17 protein-coding genes are annotated in these 24,342 nt (G+C 74.6%); 11 read left to right on the forward strand and 6 right to left on the reverse strand.

The genetic code is table 11. From position 1 onward, the window contains the following. Positions 1-61: 61 nt before the first annotated feature. The gene (locus JI742_RS03215; protein ID WP_201823945.1) at positions 62-1,657 is read left to right on the forward strand and encodes a hypothetical protein; all 1,596 of its coding nucleotides are present in this window, start codon (positions 62-64) and stop codon (positions 1,655-1,657) included. A 111-nt stretch (positions 1,658-1,768) separates the two neighbouring features. On the opposite strand, the gene JI742_RS03220 is transcribed toward JI742_RS03215, so the two are convergent. Further along, entirely contained in the window at positions 1,769-2,323 is a 555-nt protein-coding gene (locus tag JI742_RS03220) for an OmpA family protein (protein ID WP_236676758.1), read from the reverse strand. 285 nt (positions 2,324-2,608) lie between these two features. Between JI742_RS03220 and JI742_RS13815 the strand changes: the two genes are divergently transcribed. The 3 genes from JI742_RS13815 to JI742_RS03240 all read left to right on the forward strand — a co-directional run bounded on the left by JI742_RS13815 (position 2,609) and on the right by JI742_RS03240 (position 6,726). Next, entirely contained in the window at positions 2,609-4,252 is a 1,644-nt protein-coding gene (locus JI742_RS13815; RefSeq protein ID WP_236676759.1) for a hypothetical protein, read from the forward strand. Between the two features lie 180 nt (positions 4,253-4,432). Further along, positions 4,433-5,473, forward strand: a complete 1,041-nt coding sequence (locus JI742_RS03235) for a nuclear transport factor 2 family protein (protein ID WP_236676760.1) — start codon at positions 4,433-4,435, stop codon at positions 5,471-5,473. Between the two features lie 2 nt (positions 5,474-5,475). Further along, positions 5,476-6,726: a L,D-transpeptidase family protein gene (locus JI742_RS03240; protein WP_236676761.1), complete on the forward strand. Its 1,251-nt coding sequence runs from the start codon at positions 5,476-5,478 to the stop codon at positions 6,724-6,726. Here the strand turns inward: JI742_RS03240 and JI742_RS03245 are convergent. Then, positions 6,716-7,336, reverse strand: a complete 621-nt coding sequence (locus JI742_RS03245) for a poly-gamma-glutamate hydrolase family protein (RefSeq protein ID WP_201823954.1) — start codon at positions 7,334-7,336, stop codon at positions 6,716-6,718. The two genes, JI742_RS03240 and JI742_RS03245, sit on opposite strands and share 11 nt — an antisense overlap. A gap of 90 nt (positions 7,337-7,426) precedes the next feature. On the opposite strand from JI742_RS03245, the gene JI742_RS03250 reads away from it, so the two are divergent. The 7 genes from JI742_RS03250 to JI742_RS03280 are packed head-to-tail and all read left to right on the forward strand — an operon-like array spanning position 7,427 to position 19,299. Beyond that, positions 7,427-7,702: a DUF1289 domain-containing protein gene (locus tag JI742_RS03250; RefSeq protein WP_201823956.1), complete on the forward strand. Its 276-nt coding sequence runs from the start codon at positions 7,427-7,429 to the stop codon at positions 7,700-7,702. 31 nt (positions 7,703-7,733) lie between these two features. After that, complete coding sequence (gene uvrA, locus JI742_RS03255; RefSeq protein WP_201823958.1) at positions 7,734-13,670, forward strand: excinuclease ABC subunit UvrA; 5,937 nt, start codon at positions 7,734-7,736, stop codon at positions 13,668-13,670. Further along, entirely contained in the window at positions 13,663-14,835 is a 1,173-nt protein-coding gene (locus tag JI742_RS03260; protein WP_201823960.1) for a hypothetical protein, read from the forward strand. Before uvrA ends, JI742_RS03260 begins: the two co-directional genes overlap by 8 nt. Beyond that, positions 14,832-16,322 carry a cytochrome P450 gene (locus tag JI742_RS03265; RefSeq protein ID WP_201823963.1) on the forward strand — a complete coding sequence of 497 codons (1,491 nt, stop codon included), beginning with the start codon at positions 14,832-14,834 and terminating at the stop codon, positions 16,320-16,322. Before JI742_RS03260 ends, JI742_RS03265 begins: the two co-directional genes overlap by 4 nt. Next, positions 16,319-16,663, forward strand: a complete 345-nt coding sequence (locus JI742_RS03270) for a hypothetical protein (protein ID WP_201823964.1) — start codon at positions 16,319-16,321, stop codon at positions 16,661-16,663. Before JI742_RS03265 ends, JI742_RS03270 begins: the two co-directional genes overlap by 4 nt. Before the next feature lie 21 nt (positions 16,664-16,684). Then, positions 16,685-18,025 (forward strand): hypothetical protein, encoded by a 1,341-nt coding sequence (locus JI742_RS03275; protein ID WP_201823965.1) that lies wholly within the window; start codon positions 16,685-16,687, stop codon positions 18,023-18,025. Then, positions 18,022-19,299: a nucleotide disphospho-sugar-binding domain-containing protein gene (locus JI742_RS03280; protein ID WP_201823966.1), complete on the forward strand. Its 1,278-nt coding sequence runs from the start codon at positions 18,022-18,024 to the stop codon at positions 19,297-19,299. The genes JI742_RS03275 and JI742_RS03280 overlap by 4 nt, the downstream gene beginning before the upstream one ends. A 20-nt stretch (positions 19,300-19,319) precedes the next feature. Here the strand turns inward: JI742_RS03280 and JI742_RS03285 are convergent, their stop codons facing one another. From JI742_RS03285 to rapZ, 4 genes are all read right to left on the reverse strand, one after another. Next, positions 19,320-20,648, reverse strand: coding sequence for a tetratricopeptide repeat-containing glycosyltransferase (locus tag JI742_RS03285; RefSeq protein ID WP_201823967.1), 1,329 nt, complete (start codon positions 20,646-20,648; stop codon positions 19,320-19,322). A 99-nt stretch (positions 20,649-20,747) separates the two neighbouring features. Next, a complete protein-coding gene (locus JI742_RS03290; RefSeq protein WP_201823968.1) occupies positions 20,748-22,301 on the reverse strand; it encodes a pyridoxal phosphate-dependent decarboxylase family protein in 1,554 nt (517 codons plus the stop codon). A 168-nt stretch (positions 22,302-22,469) separates the two neighbouring features. Further along, positions 22,470-23,258, reverse strand: coding sequence for an LON peptidase substrate-binding domain-containing protein (locus JI742_RS03295; protein ID WP_201823970.1), 789 nt, complete (start codon positions 23,256-23,258; stop codon positions 22,470-22,472). An 87-nt stretch (positions 23,259-23,345) separates the two neighbouring features. Then, positions 23,346-24,299 (reverse strand): RNase adapter RapZ, encoded by a 954-nt coding sequence (gene rapZ, locus JI742_RS03300; protein ID WP_201823973.1) that lies wholly within the window; start codon positions 24,297-24,299, stop codon positions 23,346-23,348. Between the last annotated feature and the right edge of the window lie 43 nt (positions 24,300-24,342).

A 24,342-nucleotide genomic window follows, 5' to 3' on the forward strand; every position in this document is an offset into this window, starting at 1 on the left:
TAACTCTTATGACGTCGACAGGCACGGTCCCTGCTGGGACAACCTGCCACCTGGAGTTGGAATGGACACGCTGGACCTTGAACACGCCCTGCTCGGGCAGAGCCTGAATCAACTGCTCGCCCTGCAATCGACGGAGGCGGGGGGCACCGTTGCAGCCCTCGCCGACGCCGCGCCGGGCCTGCTCGACGGCCTGCAGGGTGGCGGCCTTGCCCTGCAGGAACTGCTGTCGGGCATCGTGGCCGGTGCCGCCCTGCCCCTTCTGCATGCCGAATCGCTGGCCGAGCTCAGTGCGCTGCTCGGTACCGGGCCGCTTGGCAGCGTGGGCAGCAGCAGCCTCGACCTGGGTCCCCTGCTCGACGATCTCGCCCTGCCCCTGCAAGGCAGCTTGCTTGAAACCATCGACGATCTGCTCGGCCTGGCCCCGGACGGCCTGCCCGCGGTCGACGGCTTGCTTGACCTCGACGGTTTGCTGGGTGAGGTGCTGGCGGGCGATCTGGGCGGCCTGAGCCAGGCACTCGGCGGCTTGCCGGCGCAACTGGGCGGCTTGGGCGGCCTGGGCGGCACCACCCTGGGCAGCACGCTCAGCCAAGTCGAGACGGTCATCGCCCAAGTGCTCGACCAACTCGAAGGCCTGCTGGGCGACAACCTCGTCCTGCCGGTCGTCCTCGACGATTTGCCCTTGGACGAGACCGTCCAGGCCATCCAGCAGATCCTCGGCAACACCCTGGTGCCCCTGGTCGGCGAAGGGGTTGATCTGCTGCAGGACATCGTCATCGACCTGCAGACAGCCCTGGATGCCGGCACCCTGGCCGCGATCTCGGGCCTAAGCCACGATCTGCTCGACCACACCGTCGGCACCGTGCAGGCCATCGCCGGCATCGTCAGCGTCGAAGCCCTCAGCCCGGCCCTGGACCTGGGCGCGTCGGCGATCGATCAGGTCAATGACCTGGTCGCTCAACTGGCGTCGCCCCTGGGCGACGCGCTGCCCGTGCTCTATCCCGTGCTTGCCCAGGTGCAGCAGCGGCTGGACGGGGTGGGTGAGCTGGTCGGCACGCTCGACACGCTGGCCGAGCCGGTGCTTGAAGCCGGCTCCGGCGCGCTCGACAACCTGGTGCAGATCGTCGACGGTGCCCTGGCGGTGCTGGCCCCGACGATCGGCACCGTGGATGCGCTGCTGCAAGGCGGCGACCTGCCCCTGCTGGGCGACCCGCTGAACGTGCTCGACGGCCTGCCCCTGGTCGGTGATCTGCTCGGCGCCGTGACCGGGCTGCTGGGCGGCAGCGGCCTGCCCCTGGGCGGTTCGGGCGGTCTGCCCTTGCTCGGCGACCTGCTGGGCGGCGATTTGCTGCCCGCCGGCCTGGCCGATCCGCTGGCCGTCCTTGAGGGCCTGCCCCTCGACGGCGGCCTGCTGGCGCCCGTTCAGGCGCTGCTGGGCGGTCTGCCGCTCGTGGGGGATGCTCCGGGGCTCGACGGCCTGCTGGGCGCGGCCGAGGGCCTGCTCGGGGGCGACCTGCCGGCCCTGGGGCTGGAGCCGGTGGCCGAGATCGCCGACAGCCTGCTGGGCGAGCTGCCCCTGCTCGACGGCCTGACGGCGCCGCTCGGCGGCGCGCTCCATCTCGGCGGGCTGGATACGCTGATTCCGGGCAGCAATCCCTGAGCCCTCGGCCGTCCCGGCCGCTCCAAGAACCAAACCCCGTGGACCGAGCGGTCCACGGGGTTTGTTGTTTCACGCAATCCGCCTCCCGAACGGTCCGGGAGGCCGAAGGGTTCAGTAGCGGATCTCGGCGCGACGGTTCTTGGCGCGGCTGGCCGCGTCGCTGCCCGGCACGGCCGGACGCTCCAGGCCAAAGCTGACCGCTTCGACCTGCGCCTCGGGCACGCCCAGGATGACCATCATCTTGCGCACCGCTTCCGAGCGGCGCTGGCCCAGGGCCAGGTTGTATTCGCTGGAGCCGATCGAGTCGGTGTGGCCTTCGATGCGGGCCTTGACCTCGGGGCTGGCGCGCAGCGTCCGGGCATGCGACTCGACGATGCCGCGGTACTCGGCCTTCACGTCGTACTTGTCGAAGTCGAAGTAGACGATGTCGCGCAACTTCAGGTTGTCGCTGTCGGCGTCGGCCGTCTTCACGATGTTCAGCGCCTCGGGCTGGCTGATCGTGCGGCCCAGGTTGGACTCGATCACGGTCTTCTGCTCGCTGCTCGACGAGGTGGCGGCGGCCGTGGTTGAGGCCTCCTTCTTACTTTCGGGGCTCTGGGTGGCACAGCCAAACAGGCCCAGGGAAGTCGCCAGCAGCAGCGTCGACAGACGGGGGATCATCTTCATGGAATTCGCTCCAGGGGTCTCGTGGTCGGTGGTGGAGGTGGGCTGAACACGGCCAGACGGCCCCGGAACACCCACCGATCAAGGACCGAAGTGTGCAACAGGACGGCCCGAACGCCGAGTTCCGACTTGCGTCCGGCGATCACCCCCCATTTGAGCTGAAAGCCGCGCCCTGTCTCGCCTTTCGTGAGCTCCACCACGAATCGCTTCCCCGGTCTGTTCGGTATATTGGCGACATAGTCGAAACATCTTCGATCGCCGAACAACGTCTTGACAAGGATGAGACCCATGGAAAACGCCAATGCAGGTGGCAGCGTCGCCGCCGTGAACCTCGCGACCGAAGCGCCTGCCGCCGCTGCTGACGCGGCCGCCTCTCAGGGCCTCGTCGTCCTGCGGGGCGGTCAGCCTGTGACCATCGCCCCGCGCGAAGCCCTGCTGGCGGGCGACCGGGTCGTGACGGGCAACCAAGCCGTCGAGGTCGTCGTGCCGAACGCCGATGGCAGCCGTCAGGCGCTGGTCAAGGTCGCGCCGAATTCCGAGGTCGTCATCCAGCCGGCCAAGGTCGACCCCGCTGCGGCGGCGGGCGACCTGCTGGTCGTGGCCGGCGATGCCGAGTTCGTCGAGATTGTTGACGCGGCGCCGATCACCCTGGTCAAGAAGAGCGCGTCCGCCGTGGGCGCCGGGGCCGGTGGCGAAGAAGCTGCGGGCGGCCTGGGCCTGCTGCCGCTGCTGGCGGGCGGTGCGCTGCTCGCCGCCGGCATTGCCGCGGCCAACGACGACGATGATGACAATTCGACGTCGCCGACCGGTCCCACCGGCCCCACGGGTCCGACCGAGCCGACCGGCCCCACCGGCCCCACCGGCCCCACCGGCCCCACGGGTCCGACCGAGCCGACGGGTCCCACCGGCCCGACCGGCCCCACGGGTCCCACTGAGCCGACCGGCCCCACCGGTCCGACGGGCCCCACCGGTCCGACGGGTCCGACCGAGCCGACGGGTCCGACGGGCCCCACTGGCCCGACCGGCCCCACCGAGCCGACCGGCCCCACGGGTCCCACCGGCCCGACTGGCCCCACGGGTGACAACCCCACGCTCACCGATGGCGTGGACCGCGTGGTCGACGGCGTCACCGACCTGGTCGACAACCTGCTGGGCGGCCTGCTCGGCACCGGCCTGACCGATGGTCTGCTCGGCAACACCGGCGGCCTTACCAACGGCGTCGACCAACTGGTCGATGGCGCCACCGACCTGGTCGACGAGCTCGCGCTGGGCAACAACCTGAACGGCGGCGGCCTGCTGGACGTGGTCGATGGCGTGGTGGCCGAAGTGGCCCCGGTGACGGACGTCATCACCGGCAATCCGCTGCTGTCCGACACCCTGACGGATTCGGTCGACACCGTGACCGACGTCGTCGGCGATCTGCTCACCACCGACGCCCTCAATTTCGACGGTGGCCTGCTCGGCGCCCTGCTGGGCTCGACGGGTGCGGCCGATCCGGCGGGCAGCCTGGTCGACACCCTGCTGGGTACCGTGGGCCAGGGCGCGGCGGCCGGTCCGGTCGACACCGTGGGTGGCCTGCTCGACACCGTGACCTCGGCCTTGCCGGGCACGGACGGCTTGCTGTCCGGTCTGGGCGACGACTCGGCCGGTGGACTGCTGGGCAACCTGGGCTCGGTCCTGCCGGGCACGGACGGTCTGCTGGGCGGCACCGGTTCGGGTGACCTGCTGGGCAATCTGGTCGACACCCTGGGCGGCGTCCTGCCGGCCGGCGGCGACCTGCTGCCCTCGACCGACGGTCTGCTGGGTGGCGGCCTGCTCGACACTGTCACGGGCGCCGTGGCCGACCTGCCGCTGGCCCTGCCGGAGACCCCGTCCCTGCTGGGCGAGCTGCCGCTCGACCTGGGCAATCTCACCGGCGGCCTGACCCCCTGAGCCTGAGCCGGCCTCCCGGCCGGCATGTCCGCTCCGAAACGGCCTCGCAAGAGGCCGTTTTTCATGGGCGAAGCAGATCGCAAAGGGCCGGGGTGTGCAGGATGTCGTCCCCCGGGCGCGGCCCGTGGAGGACGGGCGGAGGGGCCGCCTAGAATCCCGCGTCCACCGCTGGAGTCTGCATTGCCGTTCTCTTTCCAACGACTGCGTTTCGTCGCGGCCCCGGCCGTGTTGCTGGCCTGCCTGCTCGGCGCCCCGGGCATTGCGCGGGCGGATGAGGCCGACGAAGTCGCCCAACTGCTGCAGTCCGGCCGGGCGGTCGAGGCCTTGCGGCTCGTCGATCAGCGCCTGGCCAAGCGCCCGGACGATGTCCAGTTGCGCTTCCTGCGCGGCGTCGCCCTGGCCGAGCAGAACCGCGTCAGCGAAGCCATCGCCGTCTTCAACAAGCTGGTGCAGGACCATCCCGAGCTGCCCGAACCCTACAACAACCTGGCCGTGCTTTATGCCAACCAGGGTCAGTTCGACCGGGCCCGCAGCGCGCTGGAAACCGCGATCCGCACCAACCCCAGCTACGCCACCGCGCACGAGAACCTGGGCGATCTCTATGCCAAGCTTGCGAGCCAGGCTTACAGCAAGGCCCTGCAGCTCGATGCCGGCAATTCGCGCGCGGCGCCCAAGCTGGCCATGATCCGCGAGCTGATCTCGCTCAAGGGCCCGCAGGCGCCAGCCGCCGTGGCCCGCGAGCCCGAGGTGGCGGCCCTGCCTTCGGTGGCCGTCGCGCCCGCCGCGCCAGTGGCCCTGCCGGTGCAGCCGGCGATCGCGCCGGCCGCCGAGGCCGAGAAGCCCGTCGCTGCCGCGCCGGCCGCGCCGGAAGCCACGGCCGACGACGCCCGGGCCGAAGTCCGTCGCGCCGTGGAGGCCTGGGCCGAGGCCTGGAGCCGCAAGGACCTGAAGGCCTACTTCGCCGCCTACACGCCCAATTTCTCCGCCGACGGCATGAAGCGCGCCGCCTGGGAAAGCAGCCGCCGCGAGCGCATCACCAGCAAGAAGAGCATCCGCATCGGCCTGGACGACTGGCGCATCGAAGTCCGCGGCAAGCAGGCCACCGCCAGCTTCCAGCAGGACTACCGGGCCGACACCTTCTCGGCCAATTCGCGCAAGACGCTCAAGCTGGTCCGGCAAGGCGGGCAATGGCGCATCGAGCGCGAGAGCACCGGATCCTGAGCATGCGTTCAGCCTTCGGGCGGATCGCCGGCCTGCTGCTGATGCTGGCTGCGTGGGCCGGCCCCGCACTTCAGCAAGCGGCCGAAGCCCGTGAGGCCCGGCGCACGGAGGCCAAGCCCGCCGACGCGCGCCCGCCCCAGCCCGGCAGTGCGCAGGCCGAAGCCCGTCTGCATGCCATCCACACCCTGATCGGCCACGGCCGCATGGCCGAAGCGCGCGCCCAGGCCGAGCGCCTGGTGCGCGACTTTCCGCAGTTCCAGCTCGGCCACATGCTGCTCGGCGACCTGCTGAGCGCCCAGGCCGGCCGCTTCGGCGCGGGCGGCGTGCTGCCGGCCCGGCTCAACGCGACCCAGGGCGAGGCCCTGCTCCAGTTGCGCGACGAAGCCCGCCAGCGCCTGCTGGCCGTCCAGGACCGCCCGCCCGCCGGCCGCCTGCCCAGCGCCTTCCTGGCCCTGCCGGCCACGGTGCGGCATGCGGTGGCCGTGGATGCCTCGCGCCACCGGCTCTATGTCTTTGAGCGCTCCGCGCGCGGCCTGCGCCTCGTTGCCGACCATTACGTCTCGCTCGGCAAGTCCGGCGTCGACAAGCGGGTCGAGGGCGACCAGCGCACCCCCGTCGGCGTCTACTTCACCACCAGCCGCCTCGATGGCAAGCAGCTCGCCGACCTCTACGGCAGCGGCGCGCTCACCCTGAACTACCCGAACGAGATCGACCGCCTCAAGGGCCGCACCGGCAGCGGCATCTGGCTGCACGGCACGCCGGCCGCCAACTACGCACGCGCGCCGCTCAGCACCGACGGCTGCATCGTGCTGTCCAACCCCGACATGCAGCGCCTGATGCAGACCGTCGCGGCCCAGGGCACGCCGGTCGTCGTGGCGCACAAGCTGGACTGGGTCGTGCCCGAGGCTTCCGAGCGCAGCAACCGCGGCTTCGGCGAGGCCCTGCGCGCCTGGTGGCAGGCCCGCGACCTGGGCGACGCCAATCGTCTGGCGGCCTTCTACGCCGCCTCGGCCAGCCCGCTGGCCGAGGCGCCCACGCTGCGCCGCGTCTCGTCCCGCGCGGGGCCGGCGTCCGTGCAGCGCTTCCAGTCGCCCAAGGACCTGAGCATCCTCACCTGGCGCGACCAGCTCGACCATGCTGTCGTCACCTTCGGCGACGTCGGCCGCGGGGCGCGCACCGGCGTCGTCCGCCGCCAGTACTGGACGCACGACGGCCAGCGCTGGCGCATCGTGCACGAATCGCTCATCGGCTGAGCCGCGGCGCCGGGCCGAGCAGGCCCTCGGCCACCAGCGCGGCGCGGATCGCGGCCACCGCCGCGGCCTCCTTCGGCCCTTCGCGCAACGGGCCGGTGAACTCAAGCTGAAGGCCCAGGCCCGCCGGTGCGCGGTTGCAGATGTTCTGCGGATGCCGGCCGGGAAAGCGGTGGCCCTCGGTCTCGGCCGGGATGCCGGCGGCCTCCAGCGCGGCGGCCAGGCGCGCCACCCGCGGCCGGTCCAGGCCGCCGAGCAGCACGCGCGCATCGTCCCGCCCCTCGCAGCCGTGCACCGTCAGCACGCGCTCGGCCCGGGCCGCCATCGCCAGGGCCTGGGGTTCGTCGAAGGCGCTGCTGGGCAGGTGCAGGCGCTCGAAGTTCATCGCCTCGCGCAGGCCCTCGAAGAGGTAGAGCGAAGCCTCCTCGCCGGCAATTGCCCGGGCCAGGCCCGAGCAGCCGCGCTCGATGCGCCCGGCATGCGGCGCCAGCACCAGCAGCCGCGCGCCCGCCACCGGTCGGCAGACGATGCGGTAGTCGATGCCGGCCCGCTCGCGCGCGGCCAGTTCGGCAAAGCAGCCCGGAGGAGGCGGGGCGGGGCAGGGCGGTGTCATCGGGACCAGGGTTTGCGCCGCATTCTGCGCAGTCCAGCGGCCCGGCGGCCGATGCACGGGCATGGGCGCCGCGGCGCAGAATCCGCGCTCATGCGCGACATCCATCGTCTCCCCGCACCCCTGCGCGCCCGGGCCGCTGCCCTCGCGGCGCTGCCTGCAGACCAGGCTGCGCCCAGTCCTTGCATCCAGGTCTGCCGCATCGACCCGCTGCGCGGTCTCTGTATCGGCTGCCTGCGCAGCCTGGACGAGATCGCCGCCTGGCCGCAGGCCAGTCCGGCCGAGCAGCGTGCCCTCTGGGCCCGCCTGCCGGCCCGGGTCGCCACGCCCCCTGACCCTGCGGGCTCGCGACAGGCGCCGCCTTCCTAAACTCACCGCTCCCCTTTCCCACAGGCCTCCCATGACGCAGGGTCGGATCCGCATCCGCGGTGCGCGGCAGCACAACCTCAAGAACCTCGACCTGGACCTGCGCACCGGCGAGCTGACCGTCGTCACCGGCCCCAGCGGCTCGGGCAAGTCAAGCCTGGTCTTCGACACGCTCTATGCGGAGGGCCAGCGCCGCTACGTCGAGACCTTCAGCGCCTACGCTCGCCAGTTCCTCGACCGCATGGACCGTCCGGCGGTCGACAGCGTCGACGGCGTGCCGCCCGCCATCGCCATCGACCAGACCAACCCGGTGCGCTCCAGCCGCAGCACGGTCGGCACGATGACCGAGCTGAACGACCACCTGAAGCTGCTGTTCGCGCGCGCCGCCCGGCTCTTCGACCGCGAGACCGCCCAGCCCGTGCGCGAGGACGATCCGCAGAGCGTGCATGCCGAGCTGCTGGCCCGGGCGCGGCCGGGCCAGCGCCTGATCGTCTGCTTCCCGGTCGAGCTGCCGGCCAGCGTCAGCGCCGAGGAGGTCGAGCAGTGGCTCTCGGCCAGCGGCTACACCCGCGTGCAGGCCGAGCGAGAAGCCCCGCCCGCCCCCGGCGCCAGCACGCCGATGAAGCAGCTCGACGTGGTCGCCGACCGCTTCAAGCTGCGCGACGAGGACGGCCAGCCGGCCGTCGAGCCCGCCCGCGTGATCGAGGCGCTGGAGGCCGGCTTCCGCCGCGGCGCCGGCCGCCTGCATGTGCATGCCCTGCCGCTGGCGGATGAGGGCGAGGCGGCCGAGCCGCAGCTCTGGCGCTTCAGCCGCGGCCTGCACTGCCCCGACAGCGGCCTGCGCTACACCGCGCCCGGCCCGGCACTGTTCTCCTTCAACAGCCCGGCCGGCGCCTGCGAAAGCTGCCGCGGCTTCGGCCGCGTGATCGGCGTGGACTGGGGCCTGGTCGTGCCCGATGGCCGCAAGACCCTGCGCGGCGGCGCCGTCAAGCCGCTGCAAACGCCGGCCTGGTCCGAATGCCAGGACGACCTGATGCGCCTGGCCGGCGAGGCCGGCATCCCGCGCGACACCGCCTGGGTGCAGATGAGCCCCGCCCAGCAGGCCTGGGTGATCGACGGCGACCCGGCCTACAAGGGCGTCTGGGGCAAGCAGTGGTACGGCCTGAAGCGCTTCTTCGACTACCTGGAGAGCAAGGCCTACAAGATGCACATCCGCGTGCTCTTGTCCAAGTACCGCAGCTACACCGGCTGCCCGGCCTGCGGCGGGGCGCGGCTCAAGACCGAATCCCTGCTATGGCGCCTCGGGGCGCCGGGCAGCGAGGCCTTGCTGCCCGCCGAGCGCCGCTTCCTGCCCCAGGGCGTGGCCTGGTCGCGCGCGCAGCTCGAAGCCCTGCCGGGCCTGGGCCTGCACGACCTGATGCTGCTGCCGCTGGACCGGCTGCGCGGCTTCTTCGACGGCCTCAGCCTGCCCAGCAGCCTGCTCGACGAGGCCCTGGCCCTGCTGCTCGACGAGGTCCGCAAGCGCCTGAAGTACCTCTGCGATGTCGGCCTGGGCTACCTCAACCTCGACCGCCAAAGCCGCACCCTCAGCGGCGGCGAGGTGCAGCGCATCAACCTGACCACGGCGCTCGGCACCTCGCTGGTCAACACGCTCTTCGTGCTGGACGAGCCCAGCATCGGCCTGCATCCGCGCGACATGGACCGCATCGTCCGCGCCATGCACCGCCTGCGCGATGCCGGCAACACCCTGGTCGTCGTCGAGCACGACCCGGCCGTGATGCTGGCCGCCGACCGGGTGATCGACCTCGGCCCCGGCCCGGGCAGCCAGGGCGGGCGCATCGTCTTCGACGGGCCGCCCGAGGACCTGAAGGCCGCCGCCACCCTGACCGGCGCCTACCTCGGCGCGCGCCGCCGCATCGGCCTGGGCCTGGCCCGGCCGGTGACCGACAGCACGCCGCGCCTGATCCTGGAAGGCGCGCGCGAGCACAACCTGAAGGGCGTGAGCGCCGAATTCCCGCTGCAGCGCCTAGTCGTCGTCACCGGCGTCAGCGGCTCGGGCAAGAGCACGCTGATCCAGGACGTGCTCTTCCCCGCCCTGGCCCGCCACTTCGGCCAGGCCAGCGAGACGCCCGGCGCGCACGAGCGGCTGATGGGCGCGGACTGGCTGTCGGACGCCGTCTTCGTCGACCAGAGCCCGATCGGCAAGACCGCGCGCTCCAACCCGGCCAGCTACGTCGGCGCCTTCGACACCGTGCGCGCGCTCTTCGCCGCGGCGCCGCTGGCCCAGCAGCGCGGCTACGGCGCGGGCATGTTCAGCTTCAATGCCGGCGACGGCCGTTGCCCGGGCTGCGGCGGCTCGGGCTTCGAGCATGTGGAGATGCAGTTCCTCAGCGACGTCTACTTGCGCTGCGGCGACTGCGAGGGCACGCGCTTTCGCGCCGAGCTGCGCGAGGTCACCATCGAGCGCGGCGGCCGCGCGCTCAGCATCGCCGACGTGCTGGAGCTGACCGTCGCCGACGCGCTGCGCCTCTTCGCCGAGGACCGCGAGGTCGTGCGCGCCCTGGCGCCCATCGCCGAAGTCGGCCTGGACTACGTCAAGCTCGGCCAGCCCGTGCCCACCCTCAGCGGCGGCGAGGCCCAGCGCCTCAAGCTGGCCGGCTTCCTGGCCGAGGCCGCCAAGGCCACGCCGGCCAGCCGCCAGAAGCTCGCCAAGAAGGGCACGCTCTTCCTCTTCGACGAGCCGACCACCGGCCTGCACTTCGACGACATCGCCAAGCTGATGCGCGCCTTCCGGCGCCTGCTGGAGGCCGGGCATTCGCTGATCGTGATCGAGCACAACCTCGACGTGATCCGCAGCGCCGACTGGCTGCTCGACCTCGGCCCCGAAGGCGGCGAGGGCGGCGGCCTGCTGGTGGCCGAGGGGCCGCCGGCCGAGGTGGCGCGGCATGCCACCTCGCACACCGGCGCGGCGCTGCGGGCGTATGAGAAGGCGCTGGGGCTTGAAGTGCCGGTGGCCGAGGCGGCGAACGATGCGCCGCCGCCCGTCCTGCAGGCGGCCGAGCCGCGCCGCGCCTACGGCACGGCCGCCGCCCGGGACCGCGACGAAGGCCTGCCGCTGCAAACCGTGGCCCGCGCCGCGCGCGCCGGCACGCTCACCCGCGACGACGAGGGTGCGATCCAGATCGTCCACGCCCGCGAGCACAACCTGAAGGGCCTGAGCGTGGACATCCCGCGCGGCCGCTTCAATGTCATCACCGGGGTCAGCGGCTCGGGCAAGAGCACGCTGGCCTTCGACATCCTGTTCAACGAGGGCCAGCGCCGCTACCTCGAATCGCTCAATGCCTATGCACGCAGCATCGTGCAGCCGGCCGGGCGGCCGGAGGTCGATGCGGTCTGGGGCATCCCGCCGACGGTGGCGATCGAGCAGCGCCTCTCGCGCGGCGGCCGCAAGAGCACAGTGGCGACCACCACCGAGGTCTGGCACTTCCTGCGCCTGATGTACGTGAAGCTGGGCACCCAGCACTGCCCGCACTGCGCGGCCCAGGCCGAGGCCCAGGCCCGCGCCGACGGCGGCGAGGCGGCGCCGCGCATCGCGGTCACGCCGCAGACGGCCGAGGCCATCGCCGCCCAGTTGCTGCGCGAGCACCGCGGCCAGCACATCGGCCTGCTCGCGCCGCTGGTGGTCCACCGCAAGGGCCTCTACACCGACCTGGCCAAGTGGGCCGCGCAGCGCGGCCACAGCCACTTGCGCGTCGACGGGCACTTCCTGCCGACCGCGCCCTGGCCGCGGCTGGACCGCTTCAAGGAGCACACCCTGGAGCTGCCGGTCGGCGATCTGGTGGTGGACCCGGCCCAGGAAGGCCGGCTGCGCGAGCTGCTGGCCCAGGCCCTGGAGCATGGCAAGGGCGTGGTCCATGTGCTGGCGCCGCTCGATGGCCTGCATGCCGCGCTGGCCAGCGGCGCGCCCACCGCGCGCATCGGCAAGCTCAAGGTCTTCTCGACCAAGCGCGCCTGCCCGCAGTGCGGCAGCAGCTTCCCCGAGCCGGACCCGCGGCTCTTCTCCTACAACAGCAAGCACGGCTGGTGCACCGACTGCGTCGGCACCGGGCTGGCCCTGAGCCGCGAGCAGCGCAAGGCCCTGGACGACAGCGTCAGCGAGGAAGACCGCGGCCGCGAGAAGAGCTTCGCCGAGCCCGAGGTCGAGGACCTGGCCGACACGCCCTGCGGCAGTTGCCACGGTGCGCGCCTGAACCCGGTGGCCCTGGCCGTGCGCTTCCGCGACCGCAGCATTGCCGAGCTGGCCGCGCTGCCGGTGGCCGAGGCGCGGCGCTGGGTCGAGAAGCTCAAGCTTGACGGCCGCGAGGCCGCCATCGCCCGCGACGTGGCGACCGAGATCAAGAGCCGGCTGAGCTTCCTGGAGGACGTCGGCCTCGGCTACCTGACGCTGGACCGCGCCGCGCCCACCCTCAGCGGCGGCGAGGCCCAGCGCATCCGCCTGGCCGCCCAGCTCGGCAGCCGGCTGCAGGGCGTGTGCTATGTGCTCGACGAGCCCACCATCGGCCTGCACCCGCGCGACAACCGCATCCTGCTGGACGCCCTGGCGCGCCTGGGCGCCGAGGGCAACACCCTGGTCGTCGTCGAGCATGACGAGGACACCATCCGCCGCGCCGACCATGTGATCGACATCGGCCCCGGCGCCGGCCGCCTGGGCGGGCGGCTGGTGGCCCAGGGCACGGTGCAGGACCTGATCGATGCGCCCGATTCGGTCACCGGCCGCTGCCTGGCCACGCCGATGCGCCACCCCACCCGGCCGCGCCGGCCGGTGGCCGCCGACGGGCCGGCGCTCAAGCTGCATGGTGCCCGCCTGCACAACCTGCAGGGCGTGGACCTGACGGTGCCGCTGGCGCGGCTGGTGGCCGTCACGGGGGTCAGCGGCTCGGGCAAGAGCACGCTGGCGCGCGAGGTGCTGCTGGCCAATGTGCAGGCCGCGGTCGCGCTCAGCAGCACGGCGGCGGGCCGCGCCCGGCTGGCTGGGGGCCATCGGCCGGCCTGGGTGGGCTGCGAAAGGCTGGAGGGCTTCGGCGCGCTCGACCGCGTGCTGGAGGTCGACCAGACGCCGATCGGCAAGACGCCGCGCTCCTGCCCGGCCACCTACATCGGCTTCTGGGACACGATCCGCAAGGTCTACGCCGACACCCTGGAAGCGCGCGCCCGCGGCTACGGCCCGGGCCGCTTCAGCTTCAACACCGGCGAGGGTCGCTGCCCGGCCTGCGAAGGCCAGGGCGTGCTGACCATCGAGATGGCCTTCCTGCCCGATGTGAAGCTGCCCTGCGACCGCTGCCACGGCGCCCGCTTCAACCCCGAGACCCTGGCCGTGCGCTGGCGCGGCCGCAGCATCGGCGAGGTGCTGCAGATGCCGGTCGACGAGGCGGTGGACTTTTTCGCCACCATGCCCTCCATCGCCCGGCCGCTGCGCCTGCTGCGCGATGTCGGCCTGGGCTACCTCACCCTGGGCCAGCCTTCGCCGACGCTCTCGGGCGGCGAGGCCCAGCGCATCAAGCTGGTCACCGAGCTGAGCAAGGTGCGCGAGGAGATCCCGCCCGAGGATGCGCCCGAGGCCGAGCCGGCGCCTCCGCCCGCCAAGGCCCCGCGCCGCGGCCCGCCGCCGCCGCGCACGCTCTATGTGCTGGACGAGCCGACCGTCGGCCTGCACATGGCCGATGTCGCGCGGCTGATCCGTGTGCTGCACCGCCTGGTCGATGCCGGCCACAGCGTGGTCGTGATTGAGCACGACCTGGATGTCGTCGCCGACGCCGACTGGGTGCTGGACCTCGGCCCCGAAGGCGGCTCCGGCGGCGGTCGCCTGGTGGCCGCCGGCACGCCCGAGCAGGTGGTGGCCGGCGGCAGCCATACCGGCGTGGCGCTGGCGCCGGTGCTGGCCCGCGGCGCGCCGGCGGCCGGGCATGGCTGAAGCGGGGCCGCGCCATGTGCTGCTGGTCGGCGGCTTCGATCCGCACCCGCCGCGCCATGTGCACCGCGCCATGCGCCGCACCCTGCGCGAGCGGCCGGCGGGACGGCCGGCCCTGCACCTGGGGCCGCTGCAGCCGGTCGATGCCGGCCGTGCCGACTGGACGCTGAGCGGGCCGGTCGGCCATCCCGCCGTCCGCTTCAGCCTGCTGGCCTGGGACGACTGCGTGCGCCCGGCCTGGGTGGCCGGGCCCGGCCGCGCGCTGCGCGATGCCGCCTTCGTCTACCCGGCCCTGCTGCGCCAGGGCGTGCTGGGCCGCATCCGCCGCCTGGCCCGGCCGGCCCATGCCATGGCCCTGCTGCCGCTGGCCCTGGGCCTGGGCGGGCCGCTGGGCGGCGCGGCCCTGGCCGCGGGCTTCGCCGCTCTGGCCGGGGCGGGCGGCGCCCCGCTGCTGGCTGCGGCGGCCGCGGGCGGCCTGGGCGGGGGCGCGCTGGCCCTTGGCCTGGGCCGGCGCCTGCATGCCGACTGGCTGCTGCGGCTCTACGGCCACACCCGCGCGCAGGCCCTGGGCCGCACGCCGGCGCTGGAGGCGCGCCTCGAGGCCTGGGCCACGACCCTGGTCGAGGCGGCCGAGGCCCTGGCCGCCGCCACGCCGGCCGGCGCGCCGCGCGGTGAGCTGCTGCTGGTCGGGCACAGCACCGGCAGCTTGCTGGCCGTCTCGGCCCTGGCCCGCGCGCTGCGGCGTGCGCCCGGCCTGGGCACGCGCGGCCCGGCCCTGGCGATGCTGAGCCTGGGCCACTGCACGCCCATCCTGGCCGAGCTGCCGGAGGCGAGCGCCTTCCGCGCCGAGCTGGCCACGCTGCGCGCCTGCGCGGCGCTGGACTGGCTGGACGTGAGCGCGCCGACCGACTGGGCCGGCTTCCCGCGCACCGGCCCCTGGTATGGCGCGGATGGCCCGATGCGCCGCCGCCAGGTCTCGCCGCAGTTCCACAAGACGATGACGCCGGCCGGCTATGCCCGGCTGCTGAAGGATCGACAGGCCTTGCACCTGCAATACCTTCGATCGCCCGAACAGACCGGGGGCTACGATCCCTTCGAGCTGTTCGCCGGGCCGCATGCCCTGGCCGAGCGGCTGCACTGGCCCTCGCCTTGGCAGCCCCCTGCATGAGTCGTTTCTGTCCGCACTACCCGCCGCCCGCCGCCCGCCGTCCCTCGCTGTGGACGATGTTCTTCAGCAAGCGGCGCTCCTGGCTCGACAGCCTGTACGCGCGCAGCTACACGATGAAGATGGGCGAGGTCCACCTGCCCGGGGCGGACCTCTACATGGTCAACGAGCCGGCCCTGGTGCGCCGCGTGCTGGTCGACGAAGCGGCGGCCTTTCCCAAGCACGCCATGCTCGGCGACGCCCTGCGGCCGCTGCTGGGCGACAGCATCTTTACCACCAATGGCGCGGTGTGGCAGCGGCAGCGCAGCCTGATGAATCCGTCCTTCGAGGCGACCCGCGTGCGCCATGTCTACAGCCGCATGCGCGATGCGGCCGAGGCCATGCTCGCGCGGCTGCGTGCCGTGCCGGACGGCAGCGAGCACGACCTTGAAACCGAGATGACCCATGTGGCCGCGGACATCATCCTGCGGACCATCCTTTCGCAGCCGCTCGACGGCGGCGATGCGCGCCGCATCTTCGAGGCCTTCGAGCGCTACCAGGCCCTGGCGCCGCGGCTGATGCTGCCGGCCTTCTTCGGCCTGCGCTGGCTGCGGCCCTGGTGGCAGGTGCGGCGCAGCCGCCAGGCGGCCGAGGCAATCCGCAGCCTGCTGAGCGCGCTGATCCAGCCGCGCCATGCCGCCTTCCACGCCGCCCGGGCGGCCGATGACGGGGCGGACGAGGGCGGCGACGACATCCTCGCCACCCTGCTGAGGGTGCGCGACCCGGCCACCGGCGAGGGCTTCCGCTTCGAGGAGCTGGTCGATCAGGTCGCCATGCTTTTCCTGGCCGGCCACGAGACCTCGGCCAGCGCGCTGTCCTGGGCCCTGCACCTGCTGGCCCATGCGCCCGAGGTGCAGCAGCGCCTGCACGACGAAGCGCTACGCCAGCTCGGGTCCGGCCCGCTGCCCGACGAGGTCGGCGCGGTCAAGGGCCTGGTGCTGGCGCGCAATGTCTTCCGCGAGACGCTGCGGCTCTTCCCGCCGGTCGGCTTCCTGGCCCGTGAATCGGCCCAGGCCTGCCCGATGCGCGACAAGCAGCTTCCGGCCGGCGCCTCGGTGCTGGTCTCGCCCTGGCTGATCCACCGCCACCGCGGCCTCTGGGCCGATCCGGACGTCTTCGACCCCGACCGCTACGGCGCCGAGGACGAGCCCGCGCCCGAGGCCGCCGAAGCCGCCGCCGCCGAAGCCGAAGGCCCGGCCCTGCCCAGCGCCCGCGAGTCCCTGCGCCGTGCCTACCTGCCCTTCGGCCTGGGGCCGCGGGTCTGCATCGGCGCGGCCTTCGCCTGGCAGGAGGGGGCGCTGGTGCTGGCCGCGCTGGCGCGCGAGTTCGTCTTCGAGCCGGTCGAGGGCCATGTGCCCGAGCCGGTCGGACGCCTGACCATCCGGTCCGACAACGGCATCCGCCTGCGCATCCGCCGCCGGCCTGCCGCCGCTGCGCAGGAGGCCGCATGAAGGAACGCCTGGCCGGATTCCTGGTGATGACCGCGATCGTGCCGCTGGCCGTGCTCGGCTACCTGCTGCTGGTCTGGATCGGCTTTTTCGGCCGCACCGCGCGCGGGCGCGCCGGCGTGCGGGCGATGGACCATTTCGTCAACGCGACCCTGTTCAACGGCTATGCCTGGGAGTCGGTTTCGTCCCACGCCTGGCGCGCCCGCGACCGGCGCTGGGCGCGCGTCATCATCTGGCTGACCGACCGCGTGCAGAAGGACCACTGCCGCCGCGCGAACAAGCGCGAGCAGCCGCTGGTCGACCTGATGCTGGCCCGGGGCCTGCACAAGCAGACGGTGGTCTGAGAAGCGGTGAACGAAGCCGCCATGCCCGCTGACGCCCCGGCCGGCGCATCCGCCGCGCCCGCCGTGCCGCTGGGTCCAGAGGCGCCGGATGCCCCGGTGCGCCGCCGCCGCGTTGCCTTCCTGTGCGGCTTCGATCCGCAGGGCCCCGCGCACTACCACCAGCTCTACCGCGAGCAGGCCGCGGCAGCGGCCGCCCTCGGCGGCTATGCCATCGAGGTGGGGCCGCGCCGCAAGGGCGGCGAGCTGCTGGCGAGCTGGTCGATCACCGGCCGCTTTCCGACCCCGCCGTCCTTTGGGCCGGCCGCCGCTTCGCCGTCCGACCCGGCGGCCGAGCCCGTGCACACCGTGCACACCCGCTTCGACTTCCTGCGCTGGGACGATGTCGTCCGCAGCCACTGGCCGCGCGGCCGGGCCGCGCTGTTCGCCACCACCTTGCGCGGAAGCTGGGCCATGTGGCGCCAGGGCGTGATGCTGGAGACCTTGCGCAGCGCCTGGCCGATGTTCCTGGCCATCGCCCTGCCGGCTGCGCTGCTGCTGCTCGGCGCGCTGCTGGGCGGGGGTCTGCTGGCCGCCGCCGGCGCGCTGCTGGCCGGGGGGCAGGGGCTGGCGGCCCTGGTCCTGCTCGGCCTGGGCGGGCCGGCGCTGTGGCGCCTGGCCGTCTGGGCCGAGGCGCGCAGCCACATGGCCTGGCTGATGCGCAGCCTGGCCTGCCTGGACCGCCAGGCCTGCGGCCGCACGCCCGATCTGGAGGCCCGGCTCGACGCCCAGGCCGAGCGCCTGGCCGACGAGCTGCGCCGCGCCGACGAGGATGAGTGGCTGCTCGTCGGCCACAGCTCGGGCGCGATGCTGGCCGCCATCCTCCTGGCCCGCGCGCTCCAGCGCCTGGCCGATGGACCCGCCGCCGGCCCGCGCCCGGCCCTGGCCCTGCTGACCCTGGGCCATTGCAGCCCGCTGCTGGGCGCCCATCCCGGGGCGGCGGCCTACCGCGCCGAGCTGGCCCGGCTGCGCGCCACGCCCGGCCTGTGCTGGATCGACTATGCCGCCCCGCCCGATGGCTGCTGCTTCGCGCTGGCCGACCCCAGCCGCCATGCCCAGCCGCTGCACGCCGGCCCCGGGGCGCCGCGGCTCTTCAACCCGCGCTTCGCCGAGGCCTTCGACCCGCCGGCCTATGCCGCGCTGCGGCGCGACAAGTTCCGCATGCACTTCCAGTACCTGATGGCCGGTGGCCGGCCGCCCGCCGCGGACGGCTACGACTACTTCGCGATCACCGCCGGCCCGCAGACCCTGGCCGCGCGCCATGCCGGCCGGCCCGGCGTGCGCGACTTCCGCCGCTTCCAGTGCCTGGGCGGGCCGCGCCGGTGAGCGGGGCCCGGCCGCCCATCGTCCTCGCCACGCTGGGCACGGCGGGCGATCTGCATCCCTTCCTGGCCATCGCCCGCGCGCTGCAGGAAGCTGGCGAGCCGGTCTGCGTGCTGAGCCAGGCCGCGCACCGCGCCGCCGTCGAGGCGCGCGGCCTGCCCTTCACGCCCATCGCCGAACTGCGCGCGAGCACGCGCTGCTTCGCGCATCCCAAGGTCTGGCATCCGATCGACGGCCTCGGCGTGTTCTGGCGCCACCTGCTGCTGCCGGCGCTGGCGCCGACGGTCGAAGCCCTGCGCGCGCTGCGCGCCGCCCATCCGCAGGCCCCGCTGCCGGTGCTGGCCGGGCCGCTGGTGCTGGGGGCGCGGCTGCTGGCCGAGGCCGACCCCGGCCTGCGGCTGCTGACCGCGGCCACCGCGCCGATGGCGCTGCGCTCGCTGGGCGATCCGCTCTGCCTCGGCGCCTGGACGGTGCCGCGCGCCGTGCCGCGGGCGCTGCGCCGCCTGCTGTGGGCCGGGCTGGACCGCTGGAAGCTCGATCCCCTGGCCGCGCCGGCGCTGAACGCCTGGCGCGCCGAGGCCGGCTTGCCGAAGCTGGGCCCCGGCATCTTCGGCGACTGGCTGCCCAGCCCGCGCGGCGTGCTCGGCCTCTACCCCGCCGATTTCGGCCCGCCGCCCGAGCCCGGCCGCGCCTGGCCGGTCGAGGCCCTGGGCTTTCCGCGCGACGAGCCCGGCCCGCCGCCCGCCGCCCTCGCGCCGGACGGTCCGCCGGGCCGCATCGTCGCCTACCCCGGCTCGGTGCCCACCCGCAGCCAGGACGCGCTGGCCGAAGCCGCCTGGGCCCTGGCCGCCGCCGGCCGGCCGCTGGTCTGGATCGGCGCGCCGCCGCCCGCCTGGGCCGGCCGCCCGCGCCCCGCCGGCCTGCGCGACACGCCCTGGACGGCACTGCCCCAGGCCCTGGCCGGCGCCGCGCTCTTCGTGCACCACGGCGGCATCGGCGCCACCGCCCAGGGCCTGGCCGCCGGCCTGCCGCAGGTGCTGCTGCCCTCGGCCTACGACCAGTTCGACAACGCCGAGCGCTATGCCCTGGGCCTGGGCCCGCAGCCGCCGCGCTGGGCGCTGCGCCGCCTGCCGCTGCGCGAGCGCCTGGAGGCCGCGCTGGCCGCGCCGCCGCCCGCGCGCGCCGCACCCGATCCGGCCGACTACAGCTGGGCCGGCGCGCCGAATGCCGCCGTGCGCCGCGTGGTCGAGCGCCTGCGCGCCCTGCGTTCGGCCTGAATCCGGCCCGGCCCCGGGCCTCAGCCGCAGGCGGCGAGGCGCGCCTTGACCGCCTCGACCTGCCCGGCCGGCACGCTGCCCTCGTTGAGCGCGCGCAGCAGCAGGGTGCGCGCGGCCGGCTTCTCGCCGGTCTGCATCAGGATCAGGCTCAGCTCGTCGAGCCGGCGCCAGCCGTAGCAGTCGCTCTCGACGAAGAGGTGGTCGCTGCCGGGCTTGAGCCGCATGGCATCGACGATCACTGCTCGGGCCGAGGCCCAGCGCCCGGCCCGCCGCAAGTAGCTGGCCAGGGCCACCGGCACCTCGGCCCGGCCGGGGCGGAAGTCGTAGGCGCGCAGGTAGGCGTCGATCACCTCGGCCGCGGGCCGCGCCAGGCGCTCGCGCAGGCGGGCGGCGAGGTACATCGCGCACCAGACCTCCTGGTCCCAGCCGCCCATCGCGACGCGGGCCTCGTAGGCGTCCAGTGCGCGCTCCAGCTCGCCCGCGCCCATCCAGCTCTGCGCCAGGTAGAACTGGTAGCGGGTGTTGCCGGGTTCGGCGCGCAGCGCGGCTTCCAGCACCTGCGCGTCCTCGCGCGACTTGTTCGGGTTGCGCGCCCGCGCCCCGTCGCGGGTGTATGTGACGTGCGGCCCGTCGAGCTCGACCGGCTGGATGGCCTGGCCGCAGTCGATGTACTCGTGCAGCACGCCGACATAGCGCCAGGGCAGCCGGGCATCGACCAGGCTGGTGCGCAGGTAGCGCAGCGTGCCGTCGTGCATGCGCAGGCTGTAGGCGGGCGCATTCAGCGGCTGCGGCAGGGTCCAGCCGGGGGGCAGCGAGAGGATCTCGTCCGCGTCGATCACCAGCAGGTAGTCGCTGTGCGGCTGGGCCAGCGCCAGGGCCTCGCTGCGGTTGTGGCCGAAATCGCGCCAGGGCCGCTCATGCAGCTCGCCGGGCAGGCCGAGCTCGGCGGCCACCGCGCGGACCACGTCCTGCGTGCCGTCGCTGGAGCCGGTGTCGACGAGGGTGTAGCGGTCGATCAGCGGCGCGACGCTGCGCAGGCAGCGGCCGATCACCGTGGCCTCGTTCTTCACGATCATGCACAGGCCGATGCGCGGCTTGGCCGCCGGCAGGCCGAGCTGCGGCAGGGCCGGCATCTGCAGGGCCGGGCGCTTGGCCGCTGCGGGGGGCGCGCTGGCGCCGGCTGCGGGCGCGGCAGCGGCGGGCGTGCGCGGCGCGGCGCGGGTGATCGTCATGCCGCCCTGGCTGCGGGCGGCGGGGGCCGGCGCGGCCGCGGGGGGCGCGGGCGCGGGCTTCGGCGCGGGCGCCGGGCCGACCGGGCTGGGGATGGGGCGACGCGGCAACGGGTCCATCGGGATCGTCGGGTGGAGGGTCGGAAGGTCAGAAGGTCAGAAGGGCCGCAGCGACAGGCGGGCCGGGGCCCGCGCCCGCACCGGGGCTCAGGCGAGATCTCAGTCTCCCACGGTCCCGGGGTCGAGCCGGGCCGCCAGCTCGGCCGGCAGGCGGGCCAGCCGCTCGGCCGCGCTGCCGCGGCCCTGCACGACGCAGGCCCGCAGCCAGCGCGGTGCGTCGGCGGCCGGGGTGGTCTCGTCCGGTCCGGCCAGGCGCACCGCGCTGAGCGCGGCATGGCCGTCGGCGCGCAGCCGGGCGAGCAGGCGGCCGACGGCTGCCTCGCCGCCTTCGCGCGGGCGGAAGGTCTGCACCCCCAGCGCCCCGGGGCCGCAGACGAAGGCCGGGCTGGCATGCAGCGCGGCGCGCAGGGCGGCCGCGCCGTCCAGCTCGGCCCGCAGGCTGGCGCGCAGGCCCTGGGCCCCGGCGGCCTGCAGGCTCAGCCAGAGCGGCAGGGCGCGGAAGGGCCGGCTGTTCTCGGGGCCGCATTGCGAGGGGTCGGGGGCCGGGTCCGCCGCCGGCTCGGCATCCGCGTAATAGGGCGGGGCATCGGCAAAGGCGACGGGCAGCGTCTCGGGCCGGCGCAGCAGCAGCGCGCCGCAGCCCAGGGGCTGGTGCAGGGCCTTGTGCGGGTCCAGGGCCAGGGAATCGGCCTGGTTCAGGCCGTCCGGGTCGGCCAGGGCCGCGGCGCCGCAGGCGGCCAGCCGGTCGGCGCCGCCCGGCTCGGCCCGCAGCGCGGCATAGGGCGCGCCGTAGGCGCCGTCGATGTGCAGCCACAGCCCCTCGCGCCGGGCGAGCGCGGCCAGCGCCGCCAGCGGATCGACCGCGCCACTGCCGACCGTGCCGGCATGCGCCACCAGCAGCCAGGGGATGCGGCCGGCGCGGCGGTCGGCGGCCAGGGCGCGGGCCAGGGCCTCGGGCTGCAGGCGCTGTTCGGCATCGACGGGCAGGCGGCGCAGGCCGCGCGCCCCCAGGCCGGCCAGGCGCAGGGCGCGGTCCAGCCAGTGGTGGCTGGCGGCCGAGGCATAGGCGACGAGCCGGGGGCCGCGTGCTCCCAGGCCTTCTTCGTGCCAGCCCGGGCAGGCGCGGGCCAGGGCGGCCCAGACGGCGGTCTGCCCGGCCGCGCTGCCGCCGCCCAGCAGCAAGCCGCCGCGCAGGGCGGGTGCGCCGACCAGCTCGGCCAGCCAGGCCAGGGTCTGGGCCTCGATCGCGCAGGCCAGCCCGGCCATGCGGCGCAGGCCGAGGTTGGCTTGCAGGCCGGCCGCCAGCAGGCTGCCGAGCACGGCGACCGGGTCCACCGGCGCGGTGATGTGGGCCAGGGCGCGGGGATGGTCCGGCGGCGGCAGGCCGTCGAGCAGCAGCGGCAGGGCCTGGTCGAGCAGGGCATCCGCCGGCCGGCCGGCTTGCGGCAGCGGCGCCGACAGGTCGAGGGGGATGTCGCCGGGGGCCGGCCAGGCCCGGCCGGGGGCCGCGTTGCCGGCCGACTCCCCGGCCAGCGGATCCCGCAGCCGCGCAGCCAGGGCGGCGACTAGCGCCTGCCCGGCCGGCGCCCAGGCCCGGGCGGGATCGTCCGCGGCCGGCCCCTGGGCCGGCGGCGGGGCGGTCGTCTGGCTCACGACCGCTCAGAAGGTGTGAATGGACCGGCCGTGTCCGAGCAGGTCGCCCGGAGTCATCCCATCAAGGCGCAAAGCACAGCCGTAGCCCGAGCTACGGCGAGCATTTGCAAGGCCGAGGGGGCGGCTCGGGGCGGCATGAGCGGGCATGGCGGGTTCGTTCACACCTTCTCAGCCAACCAGGCCCTGGCCGCGCAACTGGGTGGTGACTTCGGCGAGGCGGGCGAGGGGATCGGCTTCGGCCATCAGGCGCTGCTTGCGTTGCAGGGGCAGCGGCAGCAGCTCGGCCCAGCGGTTGGCGACCCAGCCGGCGTCGTCCAGCCGCAGCGGCGGCGTGACCGGCGCCTGGCCGCGCGCCGCCAGGCGGTGCAGCACGGCGGCCAGGGCCGAGCCGGGGCCGGGGCCGAGCGGCCGGTCGCCCAGGTCTTCGGCCAGGGCTTCGGCATGGGTCTGCGGCCGGGCGCCGGGCTCGGCGGGCAGGGCGCGCGGCGGGTCGTTGGGCAGGGCGCGCACGGTGGCAAGCCAGAGGCCGTCCTCGCGCTGGCGCGGCGGCGCGGCGCGGTCCTGCGGCTCGACGCCGACGCTGCCGCGACCGCCCAGCACGCGGAAGCGCGCGCCGCCGCGGCAGGCGATGCGCAGCAGGCCGTCGGGGGCGCGGTCCCAGTCCTCAATGGCGGCCAGGCAGCCGACGGTGGCAAAGGGCAGGCCAGGGCTGCGGCGCGCATCCGGGCCGTCCTCGGCGGCAAGTTCCTCGGGTGCGGCCGGCGCCTGCACCTCGCTGCCGCGCCGCAGCATGACGATGCCGAAGGGCCGGCCGTCGCGCAGGCAGTCCGAGACCATGGCCAGGTAGCGCGGCTCGAAGATCTGCAAGGGCAGCCGGCCCCCGGGGAAGAGCACCAGGCGCAGCGGGAAGAGCGGCAGCTCGAAGGGCGCCAGGGAGGGGGCGGTCGGTGGGCGCATGGCGGGGCCGGGCGGAGGGGCGGGATCGGGGAGCGGGCGGCGCGGGGCCGGGGGCTCGATGGGCAGGGCGGGGCGTCCGGCCGGCGCTCAGCGCCGGTCGAGTTCGCGGTGGCGCAGCAGCACCGCGCCGAGGTGGGCGCAGGCCGGATCGCCGGCCGCGCGGGCGGCGCGGAAGCGCGCGGCGAGCTGCTCGGCGGCATGCACCGAGCGGTGCTGGCCGCCGGTGCAGCCAATCGCCACGGTCAGCGAGGCGCGCTGGTCGCGGGCGTAGTCGGGCAGCCAGCGGCGCAGGAAGTCGGCGATGCGCTCATGCATCTCCAGCACCTCGGGCTGGGCCTGCAACCAGTCGGCGACGGGCGCATCGCGGCCGGTCAGCGCGCGCAGCGGCGCCTCGTAATGCGGGTTGGGCAGCACGCGCAGGTCGAAGACGAGGTCGGCATCGAGCGGCACGCCGGCCTTGAAGGCAAAGGATTCGAAGGCCAGGCTGAGCGCGCCGGGCGGCGCATCGACGAGCTGCCGCAGCCGCGCCCGCAATTGGCTGGCGGCGAGCAGGCTGGTGTCGATCACGGTGGCGGATTCGCGCAGCTCGGCCAGCAGCTCGCGCTCCAGCTCGATGGCGTCGACCAGGGCGCGGTGGGCGGTGTCGGCATCCTCGGCGGCGGGGTCGGCCGGCCGGCTCAGGGGATGGCGGCGGCGCGTCTCGGCATAGCGCCGCACCAGGGCTTCGGTGTGGGCATCGAGAAAGATCACCCGCACCGGCGTGCCGCGGCTGCGCAGCGCGGCCAGGCCGGGGCCGAGGTGGCAGAGCGAGTGCGCGGCGCGCACGTCCATCGCAATGGCCACGCGGCGCGGCGGGCTGCCCGGCTCGGTCTCCAGCGCGACGAAGGCGCCAAGCAGCTCGGGCGGCAGGTTGTCGACGCAGTAGAAGCCGGCATCCTCCAGCGCACGCAGGGCCACCGACTTGCCCGAGCCCGAGATGCCGGTGATCAGCACCAGCTCGGGCGGGTTCGGCGCGGGGGGGCGGGGTGGGGTGTCCGGCATGCGGCGCAGCCTAACAAAGCCGGGGCCGACCCCGGCCCGCGCA

This window comes from Piscinibacter lacus, from assembly GCF_016735685.1.
In the GTDB taxonomy this organism is placed as follows: Bacteria; Pseudomonadota; Gammaproteobacteria; order Burkholderiales; family Burkholderiaceae_C; genus Aquariibacter; species Aquariibacter lacus.